The organism is Erythrobacter sp. 3-20A1M (genome assembly GCF_018636735.1).
Lineage (GTDB): Bacteria > Pseudomonadota > Alphaproteobacteria > Sphingomonadales > Sphingomonadaceae > Alteriqipengyuania.
This window is the reverse complement of sequence record NZ_CP045200.1, coordinates 1,900,752-1,916,953: the sequence shown is the minus strand read 5'-3', so window position 1 is coordinate 1,916,953 and position 16,202 is coordinate 1,900,752. Positions and strand designations below refer to the sequence as shown.

General features: G+C 64.2%; 17 protein-coding genes. 12 read left to right on the top strand and 5 right to left on the bottom strand.

Features of this window, described 5'->3' with window-relative positions:
* Window positions 1–15 precede the first annotated feature (15 nt).
* Genes F7D01_RS09445 through F7D01_RS09435 form a run of 3 tightly spaced genes read right to left on the bottom strand, consistent with a single transcriptional unit; the run spans window position 16 to window position 2,953 of the window.
* Window positions 16–891: an alpha/beta fold hydrolase gene (locus F7D01_RS09445; RefSeq protein ID WP_187335529.1), complete on the bottom strand. Its 876-nt coding sequence runs from the start codon at window positions 889–891 to the stop codon at window positions 16–18.
* On the bottom strand, window positions 888–2,483 hold the full coding sequence (locus F7D01_RS09440) for an AarF/ABC1/UbiB kinase family protein (RefSeq protein ID WP_187337189.1): 1,596 nt from the start codon (window positions 2,481–2,483) through the stop codon (window positions 888–890). Before F7D01_RS09440 ends, F7D01_RS09445 begins: the two co-directional genes overlap by 4 nt.
* Complete coding sequence (locus F7D01_RS09435) at window positions 2,483–2,953, bottom strand: MarR family winged helix-turn-helix transcriptional regulator (RefSeq protein ID WP_215227341.1); 471 nt, start codon at window positions 2,951–2,953, stop codon at window positions 2,483–2,485. Before F7D01_RS09435 ends, F7D01_RS09440 begins: the two co-directional genes overlap by 1 nt.
* An 87-nt stretch (window positions 2,954–3,040) precedes the next feature.
* Between F7D01_RS09435 and F7D01_RS09430 the strand changes: the two genes are divergently transcribed.
* Genes F7D01_RS09430 through F7D01_RS09420 form a run of 3 tightly spaced genes read left to right on the top strand, consistent with a single transcriptional unit; the run spans window position 3,041 to window position 7,271 of the window.
* Window positions 3,041–4,189: an HlyD family secretion protein gene (locus tag F7D01_RS09430; RefSeq protein ID WP_187335527.1), complete on the top strand. Its 1,149-nt coding sequence runs from the start codon at window positions 3,041–3,043 to the stop codon at window positions 4,187–4,189.
* Window positions 4,190–4,192: 3 nt separating this feature from the next.
* Window positions 4,193–5,746 carry a DHA2 family efflux MFS transporter permease subunit gene (locus F7D01_RS09425; protein ID WP_215227340.1) on the top strand — a complete coding sequence of 518 codons (1,554 nt, stop codon included), beginning with the start codon at window positions 4,193–4,195 and terminating at the stop codon, window positions 5,744–5,746.
* A 37-nt stretch (window positions 5,747–5,783) separates the two neighbouring features.
* A complete protein-coding gene (locus F7D01_RS09420) occupies window positions 5,784–7,271 on the top strand; it encodes an efflux transporter outer membrane subunit (RefSeq protein WP_246449923.1) in 1,488 nt (495 codons plus the stop codon).
* Between the two features lie 114 nt (window positions 7,272–7,385).
* On the opposite strand, the gene F7D01_RS09415 is transcribed toward F7D01_RS09420, so the two are convergent.
* Together F7D01_RS09415 and F7D01_RS09410 are read right to left on the bottom strand one after the other, a co-directional pair.
* Window positions 7,386–7,604, bottom strand: coding sequence for an AlpA family transcriptional regulator (locus F7D01_RS09415; protein ID WP_251566692.1), 219 nt, complete (start codon window positions 7,602–7,604; stop codon window positions 7,386–7,388).
* Window positions 7,597–8,088 carry a hypothetical protein gene (locus tag F7D01_RS09410; protein ID WP_215227339.1) on the bottom strand — a complete coding sequence of 164 codons (492 nt, stop codon included), beginning with the start codon at window positions 8,086–8,088 and terminating at the stop codon, window positions 7,597–7,599. The genes F7D01_RS09415 and F7D01_RS09410 overlap by 8 nt, the downstream gene beginning before the upstream one ends.
* 367 nt (window positions 8,089–8,455) lie before the next feature.
* On the opposite strand from F7D01_RS09410, the gene F7D01_RS09405 reads away from it, so the two are divergent.
* From F7D01_RS09405 to F7D01_RS09365, 9 genes are read left to right on the top strand one after another with little or no spacing between them, the layout of a single operon-like run.
* A complete protein-coding gene (locus F7D01_RS09405) occupies window positions 8,456–8,788 on the top strand; it encodes a hypothetical protein (RefSeq protein ID WP_187335525.1) in 333 nt (110 codons plus the stop codon).
* 34 nt (window positions 8,789–8,822) lie between these two features.
* The gene (gene traL / locus F7D01_RS09400) at window positions 8,823–9,110 is read left to right on the top strand and encodes a type IV conjugative transfer system protein TraL (RefSeq protein ID WP_006834208.1); all 288 of its coding nucleotides are present in this window, start codon (window positions 8,823–8,825) and stop codon (window positions 9,108–9,110) included.
* Window positions 9,111–9,122: 12 nt separating this feature from the next.
* Window positions 9,123–9,692 (top strand): type IV conjugative transfer system protein TraE, encoded by a 570-nt coding sequence (locus F7D01_RS09395; RefSeq protein WP_215227338.1) that lies wholly within the window; start codon window positions 9,123–9,125, stop codon window positions 9,690–9,692.
* Window positions 9,689–10,504 carry a type-F conjugative transfer system secretin TraK gene (locus tag F7D01_RS09390; protein ID WP_215227337.1) on the top strand — a complete coding sequence of 272 codons (816 nt, stop codon included), beginning with the start codon at window positions 9,689–9,691 and terminating at the stop codon, window positions 10,502–10,504. Before F7D01_RS09395 ends, F7D01_RS09390 begins: the two co-directional genes overlap by 4 nt.
* Entirely contained in the window at window positions 10,504–11,832 is a 1,329-nt protein-coding gene (locus F7D01_RS09385) for a TraB/VirB10 family protein (protein WP_215227336.1), read from the top strand. Before F7D01_RS09390 ends, F7D01_RS09385 begins: the two co-directional genes overlap by 1 nt.
* Window positions 11,829–12,701, top strand: a complete 873-nt coding sequence (locus F7D01_RS09380; protein ID WP_215227335.1) for a DsbC family protein — start codon at window positions 11,829–11,831, stop codon at window positions 12,699–12,701. The genes F7D01_RS09385 and F7D01_RS09380 overlap by 4 nt, the downstream gene beginning before the upstream one ends.
* On the top strand, window positions 12,698–13,270 hold the full coding sequence (locus F7D01_RS09375) for a hypothetical protein (protein WP_215227334.1): 573 nt from the start codon (window positions 12,698–12,700) through the stop codon (window positions 13,268–13,270). Before F7D01_RS09380 ends, F7D01_RS09375 begins: the two co-directional genes overlap by 4 nt.
* On the top strand, window positions 13,267–15,810 hold the full coding sequence (traC, locus tag F7D01_RS09370; protein ID WP_215227333.1) for a type IV secretion system protein TraC: 2,544 nt from the start codon (window positions 13,267–13,269) through the stop codon (window positions 15,808–15,810). The genes F7D01_RS09375 and traC overlap by 4 nt, the downstream gene beginning before the upstream one ends.
* Window positions 15,807–16,187: a hypothetical protein gene (locus F7D01_RS09365; RefSeq protein ID WP_050599558.1), complete on the top strand. Its 381-nt coding sequence runs from the start codon at window positions 15,807–15,809 to the stop codon at window positions 16,185–16,187. The genes traC and F7D01_RS09365 overlap by 4 nt, the downstream gene beginning before the upstream one ends.
* The last annotated feature ends 15 nt before the right edge of the window (window positions 16,188–16,202 follow it).

The window sequence follows — 16,202 nt, the reverse complement described above, 5'->3', positions numbered from 1 at the left end:
GCGCAATCATTAGGGTCACAGTTTTACAGGGTGAGTTTCGACCAGGAAACGCTGTACTGCGTCGCCGAACGCATCGTTCTCGTCGCCCGCGACCATATGCGACGCACCAGCGATATCGCTGAATTTTGCATGGGGAACCAGTTTCCGGAATTCAGCGGCGCCTTCGGGAGAAACAAGGTCGCTAGATCCACCGCGCACGAGATGGACCGGGAGCGACAGCGCCGACGCAGCCTGAACAAGCTCGGTCGACCCGGCGGAAACGTCGTCGGTAATGGTGCGTCGGCGCGTAACGTTCTCGACGAATGCCGGATCCCAGTGCCAATAATACCGCCCGTCCCGTGCCTTTCGAAGGTAACTCTTCAATCCCGAGGAACTTTGCCGTCTCTCGCGGTGCGGCAGATATGCTGCGATTGAAGCGGAAGCGTGCTCGGGCGATTCGAACCCTTCTCGGGCGTGCTGCGCCATGAAGCCGAGGACCCGCGCGACCCCGTTCGCTTCCATTTGCGGCGTAATGTCTACGAGGGTTAGCGAGGCGAACGTGCCGGGCGCGATCGTGCCCTCGGCCACAAGGCCCGCCAATCCTCCCAGCGACGCACCGATCAGCGCCGGATTGCGCTCGAAACTCTGCGCAACTGCAACGAGATCCCGGCCGAAATCGTGCACATCATAAGCGCCGGTCGGGGACCATGGACTTTCGCCATGCCCTCTGAGATCGAGGGCAATCGCTCGGTATCCGGCCCGGCCCAGGCGAGTGCCGACCTTTCTCCAGGCGCGCCGTGTCTGTCCGCCTCCATGAGCCAGAAGCACAGGGAAACCGTCAGCCGGTCCGAATGTACTTGCGACAAGCGTCAGGCCGTCGGCACCAGGAAGCAACAGGCGATCCTCGTTCACGAGCGCGGCCTCCGGGCAAGAAAAAAGAATGTCAGCGCCGCCAAGGCACAGCCAATGGCTGCAATTATCGATAGGTCTGCCAGGATAGCTGCCGATACGATGAGCGCTGCCGCAATCAGGTCGCTGGAACGCATGGGCGCCGCACCTGACGGCCTTTCCAGTCGCGCAAGATCCTGAGGATCCAACCGGATCGGCAGCTGTCCGCGGCGAGCGATCGACGCCAGGTTCTCGACGATCTCCGGGGTGCCGAGAAGCGCGCGTATCAGCGTCGATGCTGTCCGCCGGGCATTTCCGCGCAGGTTTGCCAGGCTGGCGCGCTCCATCAGCAGTTGTTTGCCGATCGGAGCAAGTTCGGACGTTATGTCGAAGCGCGGGTCAAGACGGCGTACGAACCCCTCGGCGGTGAGCAGCGTGCGCAGCATCAAGGCGAGGTCGCCGGGTAGGGCCAGTTGGTAAGTCCGCAGAAGATCGAATACATCGGCGAAAATGCCAGACAGGTCGATCTGGTCGAGAAGCGTGTTGCGAAACTTGCCGACCAATTGATTAAGCGATGCCTTCAGCGCCTCACGATCGACCGCCGGATTGCCTGCCCACTGAAGGAGAACATCGACCAGATCGTCGATATCTTCTCCGGCGATCGCCAGTGACAGGCGCACCAGTTCGTCCCGCCGCTCTGGCAGCAGAGTGCCTACCGCGCCAAAGTCGATGAACACCAAGGTCCCGTCGGGGCGGATCAGCACATTGCCCGGATGCGGATCGGCGTGGAAGCGACCGTTGAAGATTATCATGCTCAGCACCGCGCGTGAATAGCCGCGCGCGACGGACGTAAAATCCACGCCGGCGTCCCTCAGTGTGGCCAAGTCGGTCGCCGGGATCGCGTCGACCCGCTCCTGGACATTGAGACTGCGCCCGCTCACCTCGTTGTCGAAGTGGGCTGTCTCGATCCCGAACCGTGCAAGATAGCTGCCGATCTCCGCACTCGCGCGTGCTTCAGCGCCCAGATCCATCTCACGATCGAGGCTTTCGGCGAAGAACCGCAACAGCTCATCGGGCCTCTGTCTTTCGACAAGGGGACTGGCGCGTTGTGCCAATCGGGCAATGCGCCGCAGTAAACGCATGTCGGCATCCACGACACTTTCGATTCCCGGTCGCCGGATCTTGACGATGACCGGTACGCCGTCGCTCCGTATTCCTGCGTGCACCTGCGCTATAGAGCCCGCCGCGATCGGCTCCCGATCCAGCTCACGAAAATACTGGCCGGAGTCTTCCCCGAGAGCATGGGTGAGCGGAGCCTCGACACGCTCGAACGGTACACCCGGAACGCGATCGTGCAGCTGCGATAGCGCTGCCGTCCAATCCGGCCCCAAGAGATCGCTTCGCATCGCGAGGATCTGGCCAAGCTTGGTCGCGACTGGTCCCAGTTCGCGCAGTGCCTCGACCAGGGCTTCCGGGCGCGTCGGATGTGCATTGGTTTGAGATCGGCCGGATCCCAACGCGGACACGATGCCGCCCAGCCCGTGACGGCCGAGAATTGCTATGACCTGCGCAAGCCGCTTCCGGTCACTCATGCGCGAAGGCGGCATGTCTGCCATCAGAGAGCATCCCGCCGTACGTTTTCGCTGACCATCTCCAAAAGCGAATGCAAAGTACTCTTCTGTTGCGGCGTCATTCCGCTCCATATTCGCAGGTGGGTCGCGTCTGCGGCCCGTCTGAGGTCAGGGAGTATTTCCTCAACCCGTCTCGTCAGGCCGAGACTCCAAGACCGCCCGTCCGCCGGGTCACGGCGGCGCTCGATAAAGCCTTTCTGGGTCAAGGCGGTGACCGCCAAGCCAATGGTGGCGGATTCGAGTTCGAGGCGCCTGGCGATGTCGGTCTGGTTCAGGGCAGGATCTTTGATGAGCTGCGCCAGCACACGCCACTGCGTACGATTGAGGCCAAGCGGCTGTGCCCGGTCATCGAATGCCTTGCGCGCGGCGCGACTGATCTCGTCCATCATGAAGATCGCTCGATCATCGTCGGTGATGACATTGTCGAGTGCGAGAGTGTCCTCGTCTTCCGTCATGAGTGGGTCCTATCGATCAGGAAAAAATAGTAAAGGACTTTCGTATTTTATTTTGACCGCTATATCGCTCGTGCAACGGGCCAAACGATGGCGAGGAGCGAAATTACCATGGCGGACGAGACAGCAGGCGATAGCGATCAAGGCGAACGTCCGAAGGGGTTGTCCAGTCCGCGGGTCCGGCTTGGTCTGCTGATCGCCGTCATTCTGGTCCTGCTCGCCGGGGGCTACTGGTATTACAATCATCAGACGTACGGCCGATTCCAGCAGTCCACCGACAACGCTTATATCGCCGCCGACAGCGTCATCATCTCCCCCAAAATTGCCGGCTATGTCGAGCGCGTACTGGTGACCGAGAATCAAACGGTTGCGTCGGGCGATGCACTTGTGCAGCTGGACGTGCGGGATTATCGCGCCCAGACCAGCCAGGTCGAAGCCCAGATCGCGGCGTCGCTCGCCGGAGCTGATACGGTTCGCGCACAACAGCGAGAGCAGGATGCGGCTATCGAGCAGGCCCGTGCCCAACTTGCCGCGGCATCTGCGCAGGCCGGTCTGGCTGCGGAGCAGGTTGCGCGTTATCGCCCCCTTGCCGCTTCCGGAGCGGAGCCGCGCGAAAGGCTCGACCAGCTGCAGGCCCAGGCCAGAGAAGCGCAAGCCCAGGTCGCGGCGGCGCGCGCCGCGCTCACGGCTGCACAGCGGCGGCAAGGCACGCTGGGCGAACAGATAGACCAGGCCAATTCGCAAGCCAACGCAGCTCGTGCGCAGCTTGAGGCGGCCCGCCTGAACCTGTCGTCGACCACGCTCAGGGCGAGCATTTCCGGGCGGGTGGGTGACCTCACGGTCCGGCCCGGACAATTTGTCCAGCCCGGCCAGCGCCTGATGAGCGTGGTTCCCACCGACCGTCTTTATGTGACGGCGAATTTTAAGGAAACGCAGCTCGGCCTCGTCCGCCCCGGGCAACCCGTCACCCTGGAAATCGACGCGCTGCCCGATCTCGAGTTATCGGGGAGAGTGGAAAGCATCGCCCCCGGGACCGGGGCGGAATTCTCGATCCTGCCTCCGCAAAACGCGACGGGCAATTTCACCAAGATCGTTCAGCGCGTCCCGGTCCGCATATCCATTCAGGCTTCTTCCGAAGTCCTGCGTCTGCTGGTGCCGGGCATGTCCGTTGTCGCCAGCGTTGATACCCGCGGCGCCAGAGACGAACTCGATTCGATCCGCAACGCGGCCAGAGACTGACCGATGGCAGGTGCCTCTGCTGCGGTTGCTCCGCCGGTCGAGAAGGCCGATGCCACGGCCTGGATCGCCGTAGCCGCCGGTGCACTCGGCGCGATGCTGGCAACGCTCGACATCTCGATCGTCAATTCCGCGCTGCCGACGATACAGGGAGAAATCGGCGCGACCGGAACCGAGGGCACGTGGATTGCGACAGCTTTCCTTGTAGCCGAAATCATCATCATCCCTCTGAGTGCATGGCTGGAAAGACTGCTCGGCCTTCGAACTCTGCTCATCGTCGCCGTTTCCGCCTTTACGGCCTTTTCGGTGTTGTGCGGCATTGCCACCGATTTGACGACCATGATCATCGGCCGCACCGGTCAAGGATTCATGGGAGGCGCGCTGATTCCCACCGCCATGACCATCGTGGCGAAGCGGCTGCCTCCATCGCAGCAACCCATCGGAATGGCGCTGTTCGGGATGACGGTGGTCCTTGGTCCGGTCATGGGGCCGCTCGTCGGGGGCTGGCTTACGGAGAACCTGAGCTGGCACTACGCTTTCTTCGTCAACGTGCCCGTCTGCGCCTTGCTCCTGGCTCTGCTCTTCATCGGGCTGCCCCACGAAAAACCTGACTGGGTCTACCTGCGCGAGGCGGATTGGGCAGGCATCGTGGGTATGATCCTTGGCCTTGGCGGGCTGACCGTCGTTCTGGAAGAAGGTCACCGTGAGGAATGGTTCGAATCCACACTGATCGTGCAGCTCACGTTGATGACGATCGTCGGCTTCGCGCTTCTGACTTACGGACAGCTGTATGCACGCAAGCCAGTGCTCAAATTGCGCCTGATGCTCAGCAGGCAGTTTGCCAGCGTCGTGGTCATGGCGCTGGCACTCGGCATGGTCATGTATGGCTCGACCTACGTGATCCCGCAATTTCTTGCGATAATCTCCGACTACAATGCCTTGCAGACTGGGTTCGTAATCTTCTGGATGGGTGTTCCGGCCTTCCTGCTGATGCCTGTGCTGCCCTTCATGATACGAAGGATTCACATCCGGATTGCGGTCGGCGTGGGCATGTTCATCATGGCGCTAAGCTGCTTCGTCAGCATCAATCTGACAGCGGCATCGGGAGGTGGAGTGTTCACCGAAAGCCAATTCCTGCGAGGCATCGGCATGATCCTCACGATGATGTTCCTCAATCAGGCGACGGTAGCTTCGGTTGCCAAGGAGGATGCCGGCGATGCTTCCGGGATTTTCAACGCTGCGCGAAACCTCGGCGGTTCGTTCGCGCTCGCGGGGCTTGCCTCGTTCCAGGATCAGCGCCTGTGGCATCATAGTCGGCGCATGGAAGAAACCCTCAACGCCAACAGCCCCCGGCTACAGGAATACCTGGACGGCATGACGGCGTCGCTGGGCAGCCCACAGGCCGCGCTGGAGATGCTTTCCGGCATCATTCAGCGCGATGCGTTCGTAATGACCTACAACGATGTGTTTTTCGCCATGGGCGCGATTACCCTGGCCACGGTGCCGCTGGTACTGTTCCTCAAGCCTCTCCCGAAGAACGTATCCCTTTCGATGCACTGAGAACTCTATGCGCAAGACCCTAACTCTCCTCGCTCCCATGGCGCTCCTCACGGGTTGCATGTCCGGTCCCGACTATGCCGGTCCCCCGCAACTTGCGACCGCCGCAAGCGACGCGTTCGCACGGGCCGGCCCCGAAATCGATCCGTCAGCGCCGATTGCCGGCGACTGGTGGACGCTGCTCGGCGATCCGGTCCTCAATGATCTGGAAGCACGCGCGCTGGCCGGCAATCCGGGCGTGGCCGCGGCGCGCGCTCGCATCGAACAGGCAAGGGCTTCTGTCCGCCAGGAGCGCGCCAACCGGCTGCCCGCCGTGGCTGCGCAGGCGACTGCGATCCAGGCGAAGATTCCAGGTCTGGATATCGGCAGCGGCCCGCCCGCGGGATCGCCCGGCGCTCCTGCAGACACCGAAGAGCAGGACAGCCTCAGCGTTTACAACGTCGGGCTCAATGCAAACTGGGAGATCGATTTCGCAGGGGGGCAGGCACGGCGTGTCGAGATGGTCAACGCTCAGGCTGCGGCCTCGGTGGCGAACGCCGAGGATTCGAAAGTTCAGCTCGCCGCTGAAGTCGCGCGGGCTTATGTGAGCCTGCGGGAAGCGCAGGGGCGGCTCGAGCTCGTCCAGCGCGAGCGTGAGTTGCAGCAGCAAACTCTCGAATTGACCTATCAGCGCTATACGCAGGGCGCTCTCGCGCTATTCCCGGTCGGCAACGCGAACGCCGAGCTCGAATTGCTCAACTCGCAGATCGCGGAAGCGCAAGCGGACATCGATGTGTTCAAGGACACGCTCGCGGTGCTTACGGGCGAAGCGCCCGGAGCACTCGACGGGCTCCTGACGGCTCAGGCCGAAATTCCGCTTCCCCCCGAACGGGTCGCGGTGGGTGATCCCGCCGCGCTGATAGCGCGGCGGCCGGATGTTCGTGCCGCGGAACGAACGCTCGCGGCGGCGAATGCGCGCATCGGAGTGGCGGAGGCCGCTCGCTTCCCCAAGCTTTCATTCATGGGCATACTCGGTTTGGGCGGATCGCAGCCGGATGACATCTTTGATCTCGGCAATCTGTCAGCGATCGCCTTGCCGAGGCTACAGTGGAACCTGCTTGATTTCGGCCGCACGGCAGCATCGATCGATCAGGCCGAGAGTGCGCGCGACGAGGCCGAAGCACGCTATGTTGAAGTGGTCCTCGGCGCACTGCGCGATGCCGAACAATCGCTTGCCCGGTTCGGGCAGCAACGAGCCAACGTAGCCGCGCTGGCGCAAATCAGTCGACAGGCCGACACGGCTGCGGAGCTTAACGAGCAACGCCGCGCAGCGGGGGTAATCTCGCAGGGCGAGCTCAACACTTCGATCCGCCAGCGCGAACAGGCCAGAGCAAATCTCGATCGGGCGATCGCCGCCATGACAAATGGCTGGATCGCGATCCAGAAGTCCTTGGGACTGGGATGGGCCAATTTGCCTGCAGGCCAGACCACGGTGGTTGAGTCGGCCACAGTCGATCGAGATAGGGCTGGGCGATCGAACTCAAATTGAGTTCGTCGGTTTGCTTTGGTAGATCTCGGGCGCGCGGTTTCCAAGCCTAGCTGCGGCGAATAGTTATGCTGGTGGTGATGGCGCATTCATCCGATCGTAACGACTGCTATCTGTCTACCTCTTGAGTTGGCTCTTGACCCAAGCAATTATGTCTTCCTCCCCCCATGCGACCGCATAGCCACCCAACTGCACCGGCTTTGGAAACTTACCCTCGCTCATCCAGCGATAGATCGTCGAACGGCCGAGGCCGACACGGTGCTGTACTTCGGGCAGACGAATGAGACGGGTGACCCGGCGGGTTTCGGTCGCTCCCTTGTCGATCTCCTCACCCACGATGGCCTCCTTCGACACCGGCAAAGACATCGCCAAGCAGCGCATCCTTGCGTTCGAGCTCATCGATGTGATCGGAAAGCAGGCGGGCGACACGATGCGCGGTGCCCTTGGCCCAACGCGGCTTCACGTCGTGGACCTGGTTACCCAGGACACGCTCGAGAGCCGAGGGCAGCTCACCGGAAAAGTCCTCGAAGAATTGCGCGAGGTCAGATTGCAGCCACGCGATTGCGTGATCGCCGCTACTGACCAGAAACAGGAGCAAGTGCGCGTGCGGCGCGACGCCGCTTGCGGCGAGAATGCGCAAGGTTTCGCCGAGGCTGGCCGAGCGTTCGCCGGCAAGGACGCGGCGCAGGGCATCCTTATGGATCTGCGCGTCACGCGCGATATCGCAGCGGGCACGGCCGCTGGCTTCGACAGCGGCCAGAAGAAGCCGGGCGAGGTCCGCGCGAACCTGTTGTTCGGCAAAGAGCGCCATGTTGGTCATCGACGAATCCTTATCTCTAGAAGTGAACGACTCACCGGCTAACCGCTAAGGAAGCCTGTAGGAAAACGAAAAGAACATTAAGAGAACATAGAGGAAGGAACGAATCACCTTCCTTCGACGATTCGCGCGAATTCCGGCCGCCGGCGCGCGTATCGAGGCTCGCTTCGCGCAGAAGCCGGCACAGTCGGCGCTGCTCCGCGATCAGCCTGCGCGGATCCCGTCCATCACACCTTCCGATGTCGCATTTCGCTTGGTCGGTAGCCCCAAAATCCAATTCCCGATTTCCTACAGCCCGGCTCCGGGGAGAGGAAAGAACATACAGCGAACGCATCGCTGGCTGATGTTCAATCCCTCGGAGTTTCCATCCATGACCACCAAGACTGCCCTTCCGGCCCAGCAGCGCACGCCCAATCGGGCCCGTGGCCGCGACTACATTCTTCCTGCCTGCGTGGCGCTGGCCTGCGCCGGTGCCGCCTTCGCCGGCGCCGACACCACCTTTGATCCCGCGCTCACCAAGTTCACCGACTTCCTCGAAGGCTCGGGCGGCAAGATCATCACCGTGCTCAGCCTTGCAGGCGGTCTGATCGGTCTCGCCTCCGGACGCTTCTCGCTCGGCCAGGTCGCCGTGCCGGTCGGCGTCGGGATCGGTGTCGGCACCGGCGTTCCGATCGTCACCTCGGTCGTGACCGCGGTCATCTGATCAGCGGATCCGGTCACGACAGGAGGGCGGCATCATGGCTGACAGGTACCTCGTTCCACGGCGGCTCGACGACCCGGAGCTCATCGGCTTCTGGACCATCGACGAGTTTGCAGGGATTCTCATTCCCTTCGCCTGGGGCATCCTCTCGCAGCATATCTTTATCGGTATCGGCCTGGCCGCCGGGGCCTGGCTTGCCTTGCGGAAGGCAAAGGCACGCGGCGCCGGTTCGGCACTGGTGCATGCTGCGTACTGGTACCTGCCCGGGAGCTTTCTCGGGCTGAAAGCCACGCCGCCCTCCCACTGCCGCCTGTTGGCGGGCTGAGGGAGGCGACCCATGCGAGCAGAAATCGCGCACAAACAGGCGCAGACTTACCTTCGGCAACGCAATCGCTTTGCCGTGCTGGCAGGCGTCCTTGGCCTCACCACGCTGGTCAGCCTTGGCGCCGCCGTGACCCGCGACGAGCAGCTTGTGCTGGTGCCGATCACTGCCGAGCGGATCACCGTTTCGAGCGGCGGGATCGACGCGCCCTATCTCGAGCTCGTCACCCGCGACACGGCGCTGATGCTCCTCAACCGGGCACCCGAAAGCCTCGACTACTGGATGGCGAACATTCTGAAGCTCGCCGATCCCGCCGCGCACGGCCGCCTCAAGGCCGAGCTCGTCCAAATCGTCGAGGAACAGCGCGGCTCGGACATCAGCCAGGCCTTCGTGATCGCGGAAATGCATCTCGATCCCAAGGCCCTGACCTCGACCGTCACCGGCACGCTCAAGACCTTCGTCGGCGCGCAGGTGATCGCGAGCCAGCGCCGCTCTTTCCGTTTCCGCTGGTCGAAGCGTGGCCTCAGCCTCGCGCTCGCCGGCTTCGAGCAACTTCCCACCGACAAGGAGGAAACCGGCCAATGAGCCTTCTCCCATCTCCCCTCGCTGCTGCGCTTGCCGGAACCGGCCTTGCCTGTTTCGCGATTGGCGCGACAAGGCGTCCCGATCCCGGGCTCAAGCTGACCGGCCTCGCCGTGCTTGTCTTCGCGCTCGCGCCGGTCCCGGCGCATGCCGACCAGTTCGTCGAAGCGGCCGACAACGCGACCATCGACTGCGAACTCGCCCGCGGCGAACTCACCCGGATCGCGCTCATCGATGACGGCTTTGCCAATGTCTCGAAGATCGCGAGCGGCTTTCCCTACAACGACTTCCAGGTGACGCATGAGCCGGTGCGCGGAGACATCTATATCTCCGTGCCTCCGCAGTTTGCCGCTGCCCGGGTCAGCTTCTTTGCGACCAGCAAGGCGGGCTACGTCTACAAGTTCGCCTGCCGCCTTAGCGGCGAGGAAGCGACCCAGCTTTTCATTACCAATCCGGCGCTGGCTAAAGCCGCGGCTACCGAATGGGAAACCGAGACCGGGCCCGAGGACGCCGCGATCCGCCTGATAGAGGGGATGGCAAGCGATGCCGTCCTGCCCGGCTTCACTGCCCGCGCCCAACTTTCGGCTCCACGCCGTACCGGCGGGATCGAGGTCCAGCTGGTCGCCGAATACCAGGGCGATGAACTCACCGGACAGCGCTTCCTCGTACGCAACCTCGGCCAGGAGAGCCTTGCGCTTGGCTCCGAGCGCGAAGGTCCCGCAGGCGCGCTCGCCTTCGCCTATGGCCGCGATGCACTCGCTCCCGGTGAAGCGACCAGTGCCTTCCTTGTCTTTGCCAAGGGAGGGCTCGACTGATGTCCGAGGCAACACAGAAGGACGCCGAAAAGAGGCCTCTGCCGGGCTCGCCGGAAGCGCGCGAGAGCGGACGGCGCAACCTCAATTCGCAGATCGCGCAGCGCCAGAAGATGCTGCTCGCCGGGATCGGGGCCATCGCGCTCATCGGCGGCGGGATGTTCATTTTCGGCGGCGATGGCGACGAGGGCGGCACCGATGCCAATGGTGCGGCGACAATCGACACCGGCGGCCTCGTCAATCGCAACCTGTCGCAGCGCGAATTCGTCGCGAGCTACGGCAACCGGCTCGATGCACAGGGCCGCGCGATCAAGGATCTGCAGCAGGCCCAGCTGCCACGCCCCGAGATCGAGCAGGAGCTCGAAGCCTTGCGCAGCGAGAACGCGCAGATGCGCTCCGACGGCCAGGCGGCGATCAACGCGATTTCGGCCGAGAACGCCAATCTGCGGTCACAACTGAGCGACGCTGCGAAGGCAACTGCAACCGCTCCACCCTTGCCGCCGCCACCGGCCTATGGTCCCGGCGTCGGCACCGGCGTCAGCACCGGCGGGGCTGTCCAGCCACCGCAAGGAGTGCCGGAAGCGCAGGGCGACCAGCTCAGCCTGATGAGTTTCAGCACGGAGGCAGGCAAGGACGGCAAGCCGCGTGCGGCTGAGACTGCGCCAGCCTTGTTGCTGGAAGCGAGCCGCGATTACCTGCCGCCCAATAGCTACGCACCGGCAACGGTCATCGTGGGTGTCGATGCCTCGACCGGCGTTGCCAGCCAGAGCGATCCGCTTCCCGTGGTGCTCCGGATCACCGGACCGGCCCGCTCGGTGATGCGCGGCAACAAGCTGCTCACCACCGACATTACCGGCTGCCTCGTCAATGGCGCGGCGCGCGGCGATCTCTCGGCCGAGAAGGTCTACGTCAAGCTGGTGCGCATGACCTGCGCGCAGCCCGGTGGCCGCTTCGCAGTGAGCGAGGTCAAGGGGTTCATCTCCTTCGCCGGAAAGTCGGGCGTGCGCGGCCGCGTGGTCAGCCGCGAAGGCAGCCTGGTCAGCCAGGCACTGCTGGCCGGGATCGTTGGCGGCTTCGGTCGCGGATTTTCCGCCAACGCCAACGGCATCTTCACCGGTCAGGTCGGCGCCAACGGTCAGCGCGAAGCGCTGTCGCCGACCGACATCCTCGCCGGTGGCTTCGGGCAGGGTGCCGGCGAAGCCGCCGACACCGTCAGCCGATATCTCATCGAACGCGCCGAACAATACCAACCCGTCGTCGAGATGCCGACCGGCATCGAGGTCGAGATCGTCTTTCTCGACGGCGTCCACGTCAGGAGCCCCTCCAAATGAACTACAATGACTCGCCGCCAAGCCTGAAGGCCCGCGCCGCCCACCTTGCCCTTGCCCTTTCGAGCGCCGCCGCCGTGTTGACGCTCGGAGTCTCTGCCGTCACCGCCATGCCTGCAAGTGCTGCCGGCATGGCAAGCGATGTCGCGCAAGCACTGAAACTGCGGCTGCCCAAGACCCCGATCGATGCGATCAGCTGCGACACGCTCGGCCCCTGGTGCGAAGTCGTCTCGGGCGACACGCTGTTCTACATCGACGAGACCGCCCGCTATCTCTTCGTGGGCCGTCTCTACGACATGGAAGAGCGGCGCGACGTGACCGCCGCCCGCTTGCTCGAACTCAATCCCGACCTGCTCGCGGCCGGTGCGGCGCGCGTAGCCAGTGACGCGCCGGCGGGACGCGACGAAGCGCCTGTCCAGGCGGCCGCCAGCCATGTCGACCTCTCGTCGCTTCCGGCTGCAGGCGCGATCCACTGGGGCAACCCCAAGGGCGAACGCCTGGTCGTCTTCTCCGATTTCCAGTGCGGCTATTGCCAGCGCCTGACCGCCGAACTCGCCAAGGCCAGGGTCCATGTCGAAGAGCGACCGATCTCGATCTTCGGCGCGGCAAGCCGCAAGATTTCCGAGGCGGTACTGTGCGCGAAGGATCCGGCAAAGGCGCTGCATGCGGCCTATGCCGGGCAAGCTCCGGCGAGTGCCAAGACCTGCAAGGACGCCAAGGCGCTCGATGCCAACGAAGCCTTCGCGAAGGCCAACGGGTTTGCCGGTACCCCGGTCATCGTGCGCGCCCGCGATGGGGCGGTGCTTCATGGCTACCGCGATGCCGCGGCGATCCGCCGCTTCGTCGCCGAGGGCAAGGGAGAGGCGCAATGAGCCGGCTTCCTATCCTTCGCGCCGTGGTGCTCGCCGCGCCGCTCCTTTTGGCCAGTGGCTGCGCCAGCCTCGGCGGCAACGTCAAAGGCAGCTTTGCCTGCCGTGCTCCGGAAGGAACCTGCGCGCCGACCTCCGCGATCGATGCCGGGGCGACCGGCATCGAGAAGGCTGCCACGTCAGACGCACATCGGACAGTGCCCCCGACCGGAGAAGCGGTCCGCCGCCTGCAGGTCGTGTTGACGCCCTACCGCGATGCGGCCGGCCGCGACCATGAGGCGCGCGTCGTTCACCTGACGCTGCCCGAACAGGCGGGGACAGGCTGGCGTGCCCCGCAGGGCCGCCGCGAAGTCCTGCGCTCGCTGGCATCGACCATTGCCGCGACGCGCGAGGGCAACCCCGCACCTGAATTCCAAGCGACAGACACATTGCCGGAACAGCTGTTTATCCCCTCGCAGCCCGTTCCGGCGATGCCCGGCGCTGACGCGCCGGAACCCGGGGGACCTGGCTCGTTTTCCCCTCCCCGCGAGCCGGTCCCCCACCCTGAAACACCTGAAGGAGAGAGCCAGTGACGCTATCCCTTTCTGCCGCGCGCGACGCGCTCTCGCGGGGCCTGTTTGCCGACACGGCCCGTCCTGAAAAGCCGCAGGCGCATTTCGGGCTCGACATGCTCTCGGACTGGCTGCCCTACCGGGTCTATGACGAGGGGGCGAAGCTCTACCGCAACGCCCGCTCGAAGGGCTTCGTGCTCGAAGTCACCCCGCTGATCGGGGCCGACGAACGGACCGGCGAGATCCTCGGGCAGTTCTTCTCCGAAGGCCTGCCGCAGGGCGCCTGCCTCCAGGTCCTAAACTTTGCATCGCCGCGGATCGGCAGCGTGGTCGGCCCCTGGTTCGCTCCGCGCTATGAGCAGGGCGGGATCTACGAGGCGATCGCGAGGGCGCGCACCAAACGCCTTTACGATCTCGTCTGGAATTCGGGCTCGGCGCATGCGCCCTTCCACGCGCGCAACGTCCGGCTGATCGTCTCGCTCGGCGTGCCGGTGCCCGGAAGCGTGACCGATGCGGAACTCTCCGAATGCCGCGAAGGGCTGATGGGCATGCTCCATTCGCTCGGCCTCCACACGCAAGAGCTGCGTCCGGGCGGATTGCTGGCGCTGATCGACGAGCTGACCTCGCCGACCACCGCGCACGAGACCGATATCCATGCGTGGAACCCGCACGATACGCTCGACGTCCAGGCCATCCGCCGCGACATCGAGCTCGAGGTCGGCGACGATCGCCTGATCCTCAGGACCGAGCGCTTTCGCGAGACGGGCCGCGACGAGGAGGGCAATCCTGAAGTCGGCGAATGCTATCCCGACCATTTCGATGTGCGGCACTATGCCGTGCGCTCTACCCCTGAGCGCTGGGCACCTTGGGAATGCGCGCGGCTCATCGGCGACATGTTCACCGACAAGCTGCGTTTCCCCTGTCCGACGGCAACCATGCTGTGCCTGGTCTACCCCGACCAGGAAGCTGCTTCGGCGCGCGCGGGCTTCAAGTTCATGCGCACGACCAGTCTCAGCCAGACCAAGAGCGCGCGTTTCTTGCCCAAGCTTGCCGAACAGTCGGCCGAGTGGCGCCACGTCCAGGCCGAACTCCAGGCTGGCAAGAAGCTCGTGAAGCTGTTCTACGGGCTCACCAGCATCTCGCCGCTCGGCCAGGGCGACGCGCATGAACGCATCATCAAGGCGATCTACAAGGCGGCGGGCTGGGACCTTGCCGACGAGCGCTTCCTCCAGCTCCAAGGCCTCGTCGCTGCCTTTCCCCTGTGCCTCGCCGATGGCCTCGCCGACGACATGGCGCGGTTGAAGCGTCTCAAGACCATGCTCTCGACGACAGCGGCACATATCGCGCCGATGCAGGGCGAATATCTCGGCGGCGTAATCCCGCACCTCCTGCTCGTTGGCCGCCGCGGCCAGCCCTTCTGGTGGTCGCCATTCGAGAACGGTGCCGGCAACCACAATATCGCGATCTGCGGCAAGTCGGGTTCGGGCAAGTCGGTGCTGCTGCAGGAACTCTGCGCCGCCCTGCGCGGCGCCGGTGCCAAGGTCGTGGTGATCGACGACGGCCGCAGCTTCGAGCATTCGGTCAAACTGCAGGGCGGACGCTTCGTTGAGTTCACGCTCGCCTCGGGCTTTTCCCTGAACCCCTTCTCGATGGTCGACGATGCCCGCGCACACGAAGACGAGGACTACCGCCTCGACTGCTTCGCCATGATCAAGGCAATCATTGGCCAGATGGCGCGTCCCGGCACCGCGCCGAGCGATACCGAGCGCGGGCTCATCGATCGGGCCGTGACCGCGACCTGGGAGGCACTCGGCAGCGGCGCATCGGTCGACGATGTCGCGCATGCGCTCCATGGATCGGAAAGCGAGGCGGGCCGCGATCTCGCCACCGCGATCGCGCCCTTCTGCCGCGGCGGCAGCTACGGCGGGTTCTTTGCAGGCAAGGCGAGCTTCGCGCTCGACGATGATTTTACCGTCTTCGAGATGAGCGATCTCGCAAGCCGCGAGGAACTGCGCAGCGTCGTCCTTTCGGCGATCATGTTCATGACCAGCCAGGCGATGACCCGCTCGTCGCGAGCAACCAAGAAGCTGCTGCTGATCGACGAGGCCTGGGCCATGCTCAAGGGCGGGTCGATGGGCGAGTTCGTCGAAACCTATGCCCGCACTGCCCGCAAGTACGGCGGCGCGCTCGCCACCGCGACCCAGTCCCTCAATGATTATTACAAGTCCGACGGCGCGCGCGCCGCGCTCGAGAATAGCGACTGGATGCTGGTACTTCAGCAGAAGGCCGAGACGATCGCCGATTTCAGGGCGAACGCGCGGCTCGACATGGACGACCGCACCGAGACGCTGATCCGCAGCCTCAAGCGTTCGGGGACCGAGTACAGCGAGGTCTTCATCAAAGGCCCCGAGACCGAGGCGGTCGGTCGGCTCGTGCTCGATCCCTTCTCGGCGACGATCTACTCCTCCGATCCCGACACCTATGCGGCGATCCAGGACTGCGAGCGGCGCGGGCACAGCCTCGCCGATGCCATCCGGATCGTGGCGGGAGGCGGACAATGATGGTCTCGCATCTCGTCGACCGGACCCCTCCGGCCAATCTCCGCAGCCTGCTGCCGTTCCTGCAAGGGAGCTGTTTCGTCCTCATCGAGACCGCGCGCTTTGCCGCGACTTCACTGCTGATCGTGCTGGGATTGCCGCTCGCGCTGTTCCTGTTCGTTGCGGGCTGGGACCTTGGCGGCCTCTTCACCCAGCTCGCCAATCTGTCGGACCGATATCTCGAAGCCGACGGGCTGCGCCGCAGCCTGTTCAGCCAGGACCTCAAGGGCTGCTTCCTCGCCCTCGCTGGCGCTGTGACGCTGTTTCGCATGCCCCGCTTCCTGAGGCGGCTTGCGGCCGATCTCGACAACCATCCGGCCCGGGAGGCTAAACGTGACTGAGACGCGCAGACTACC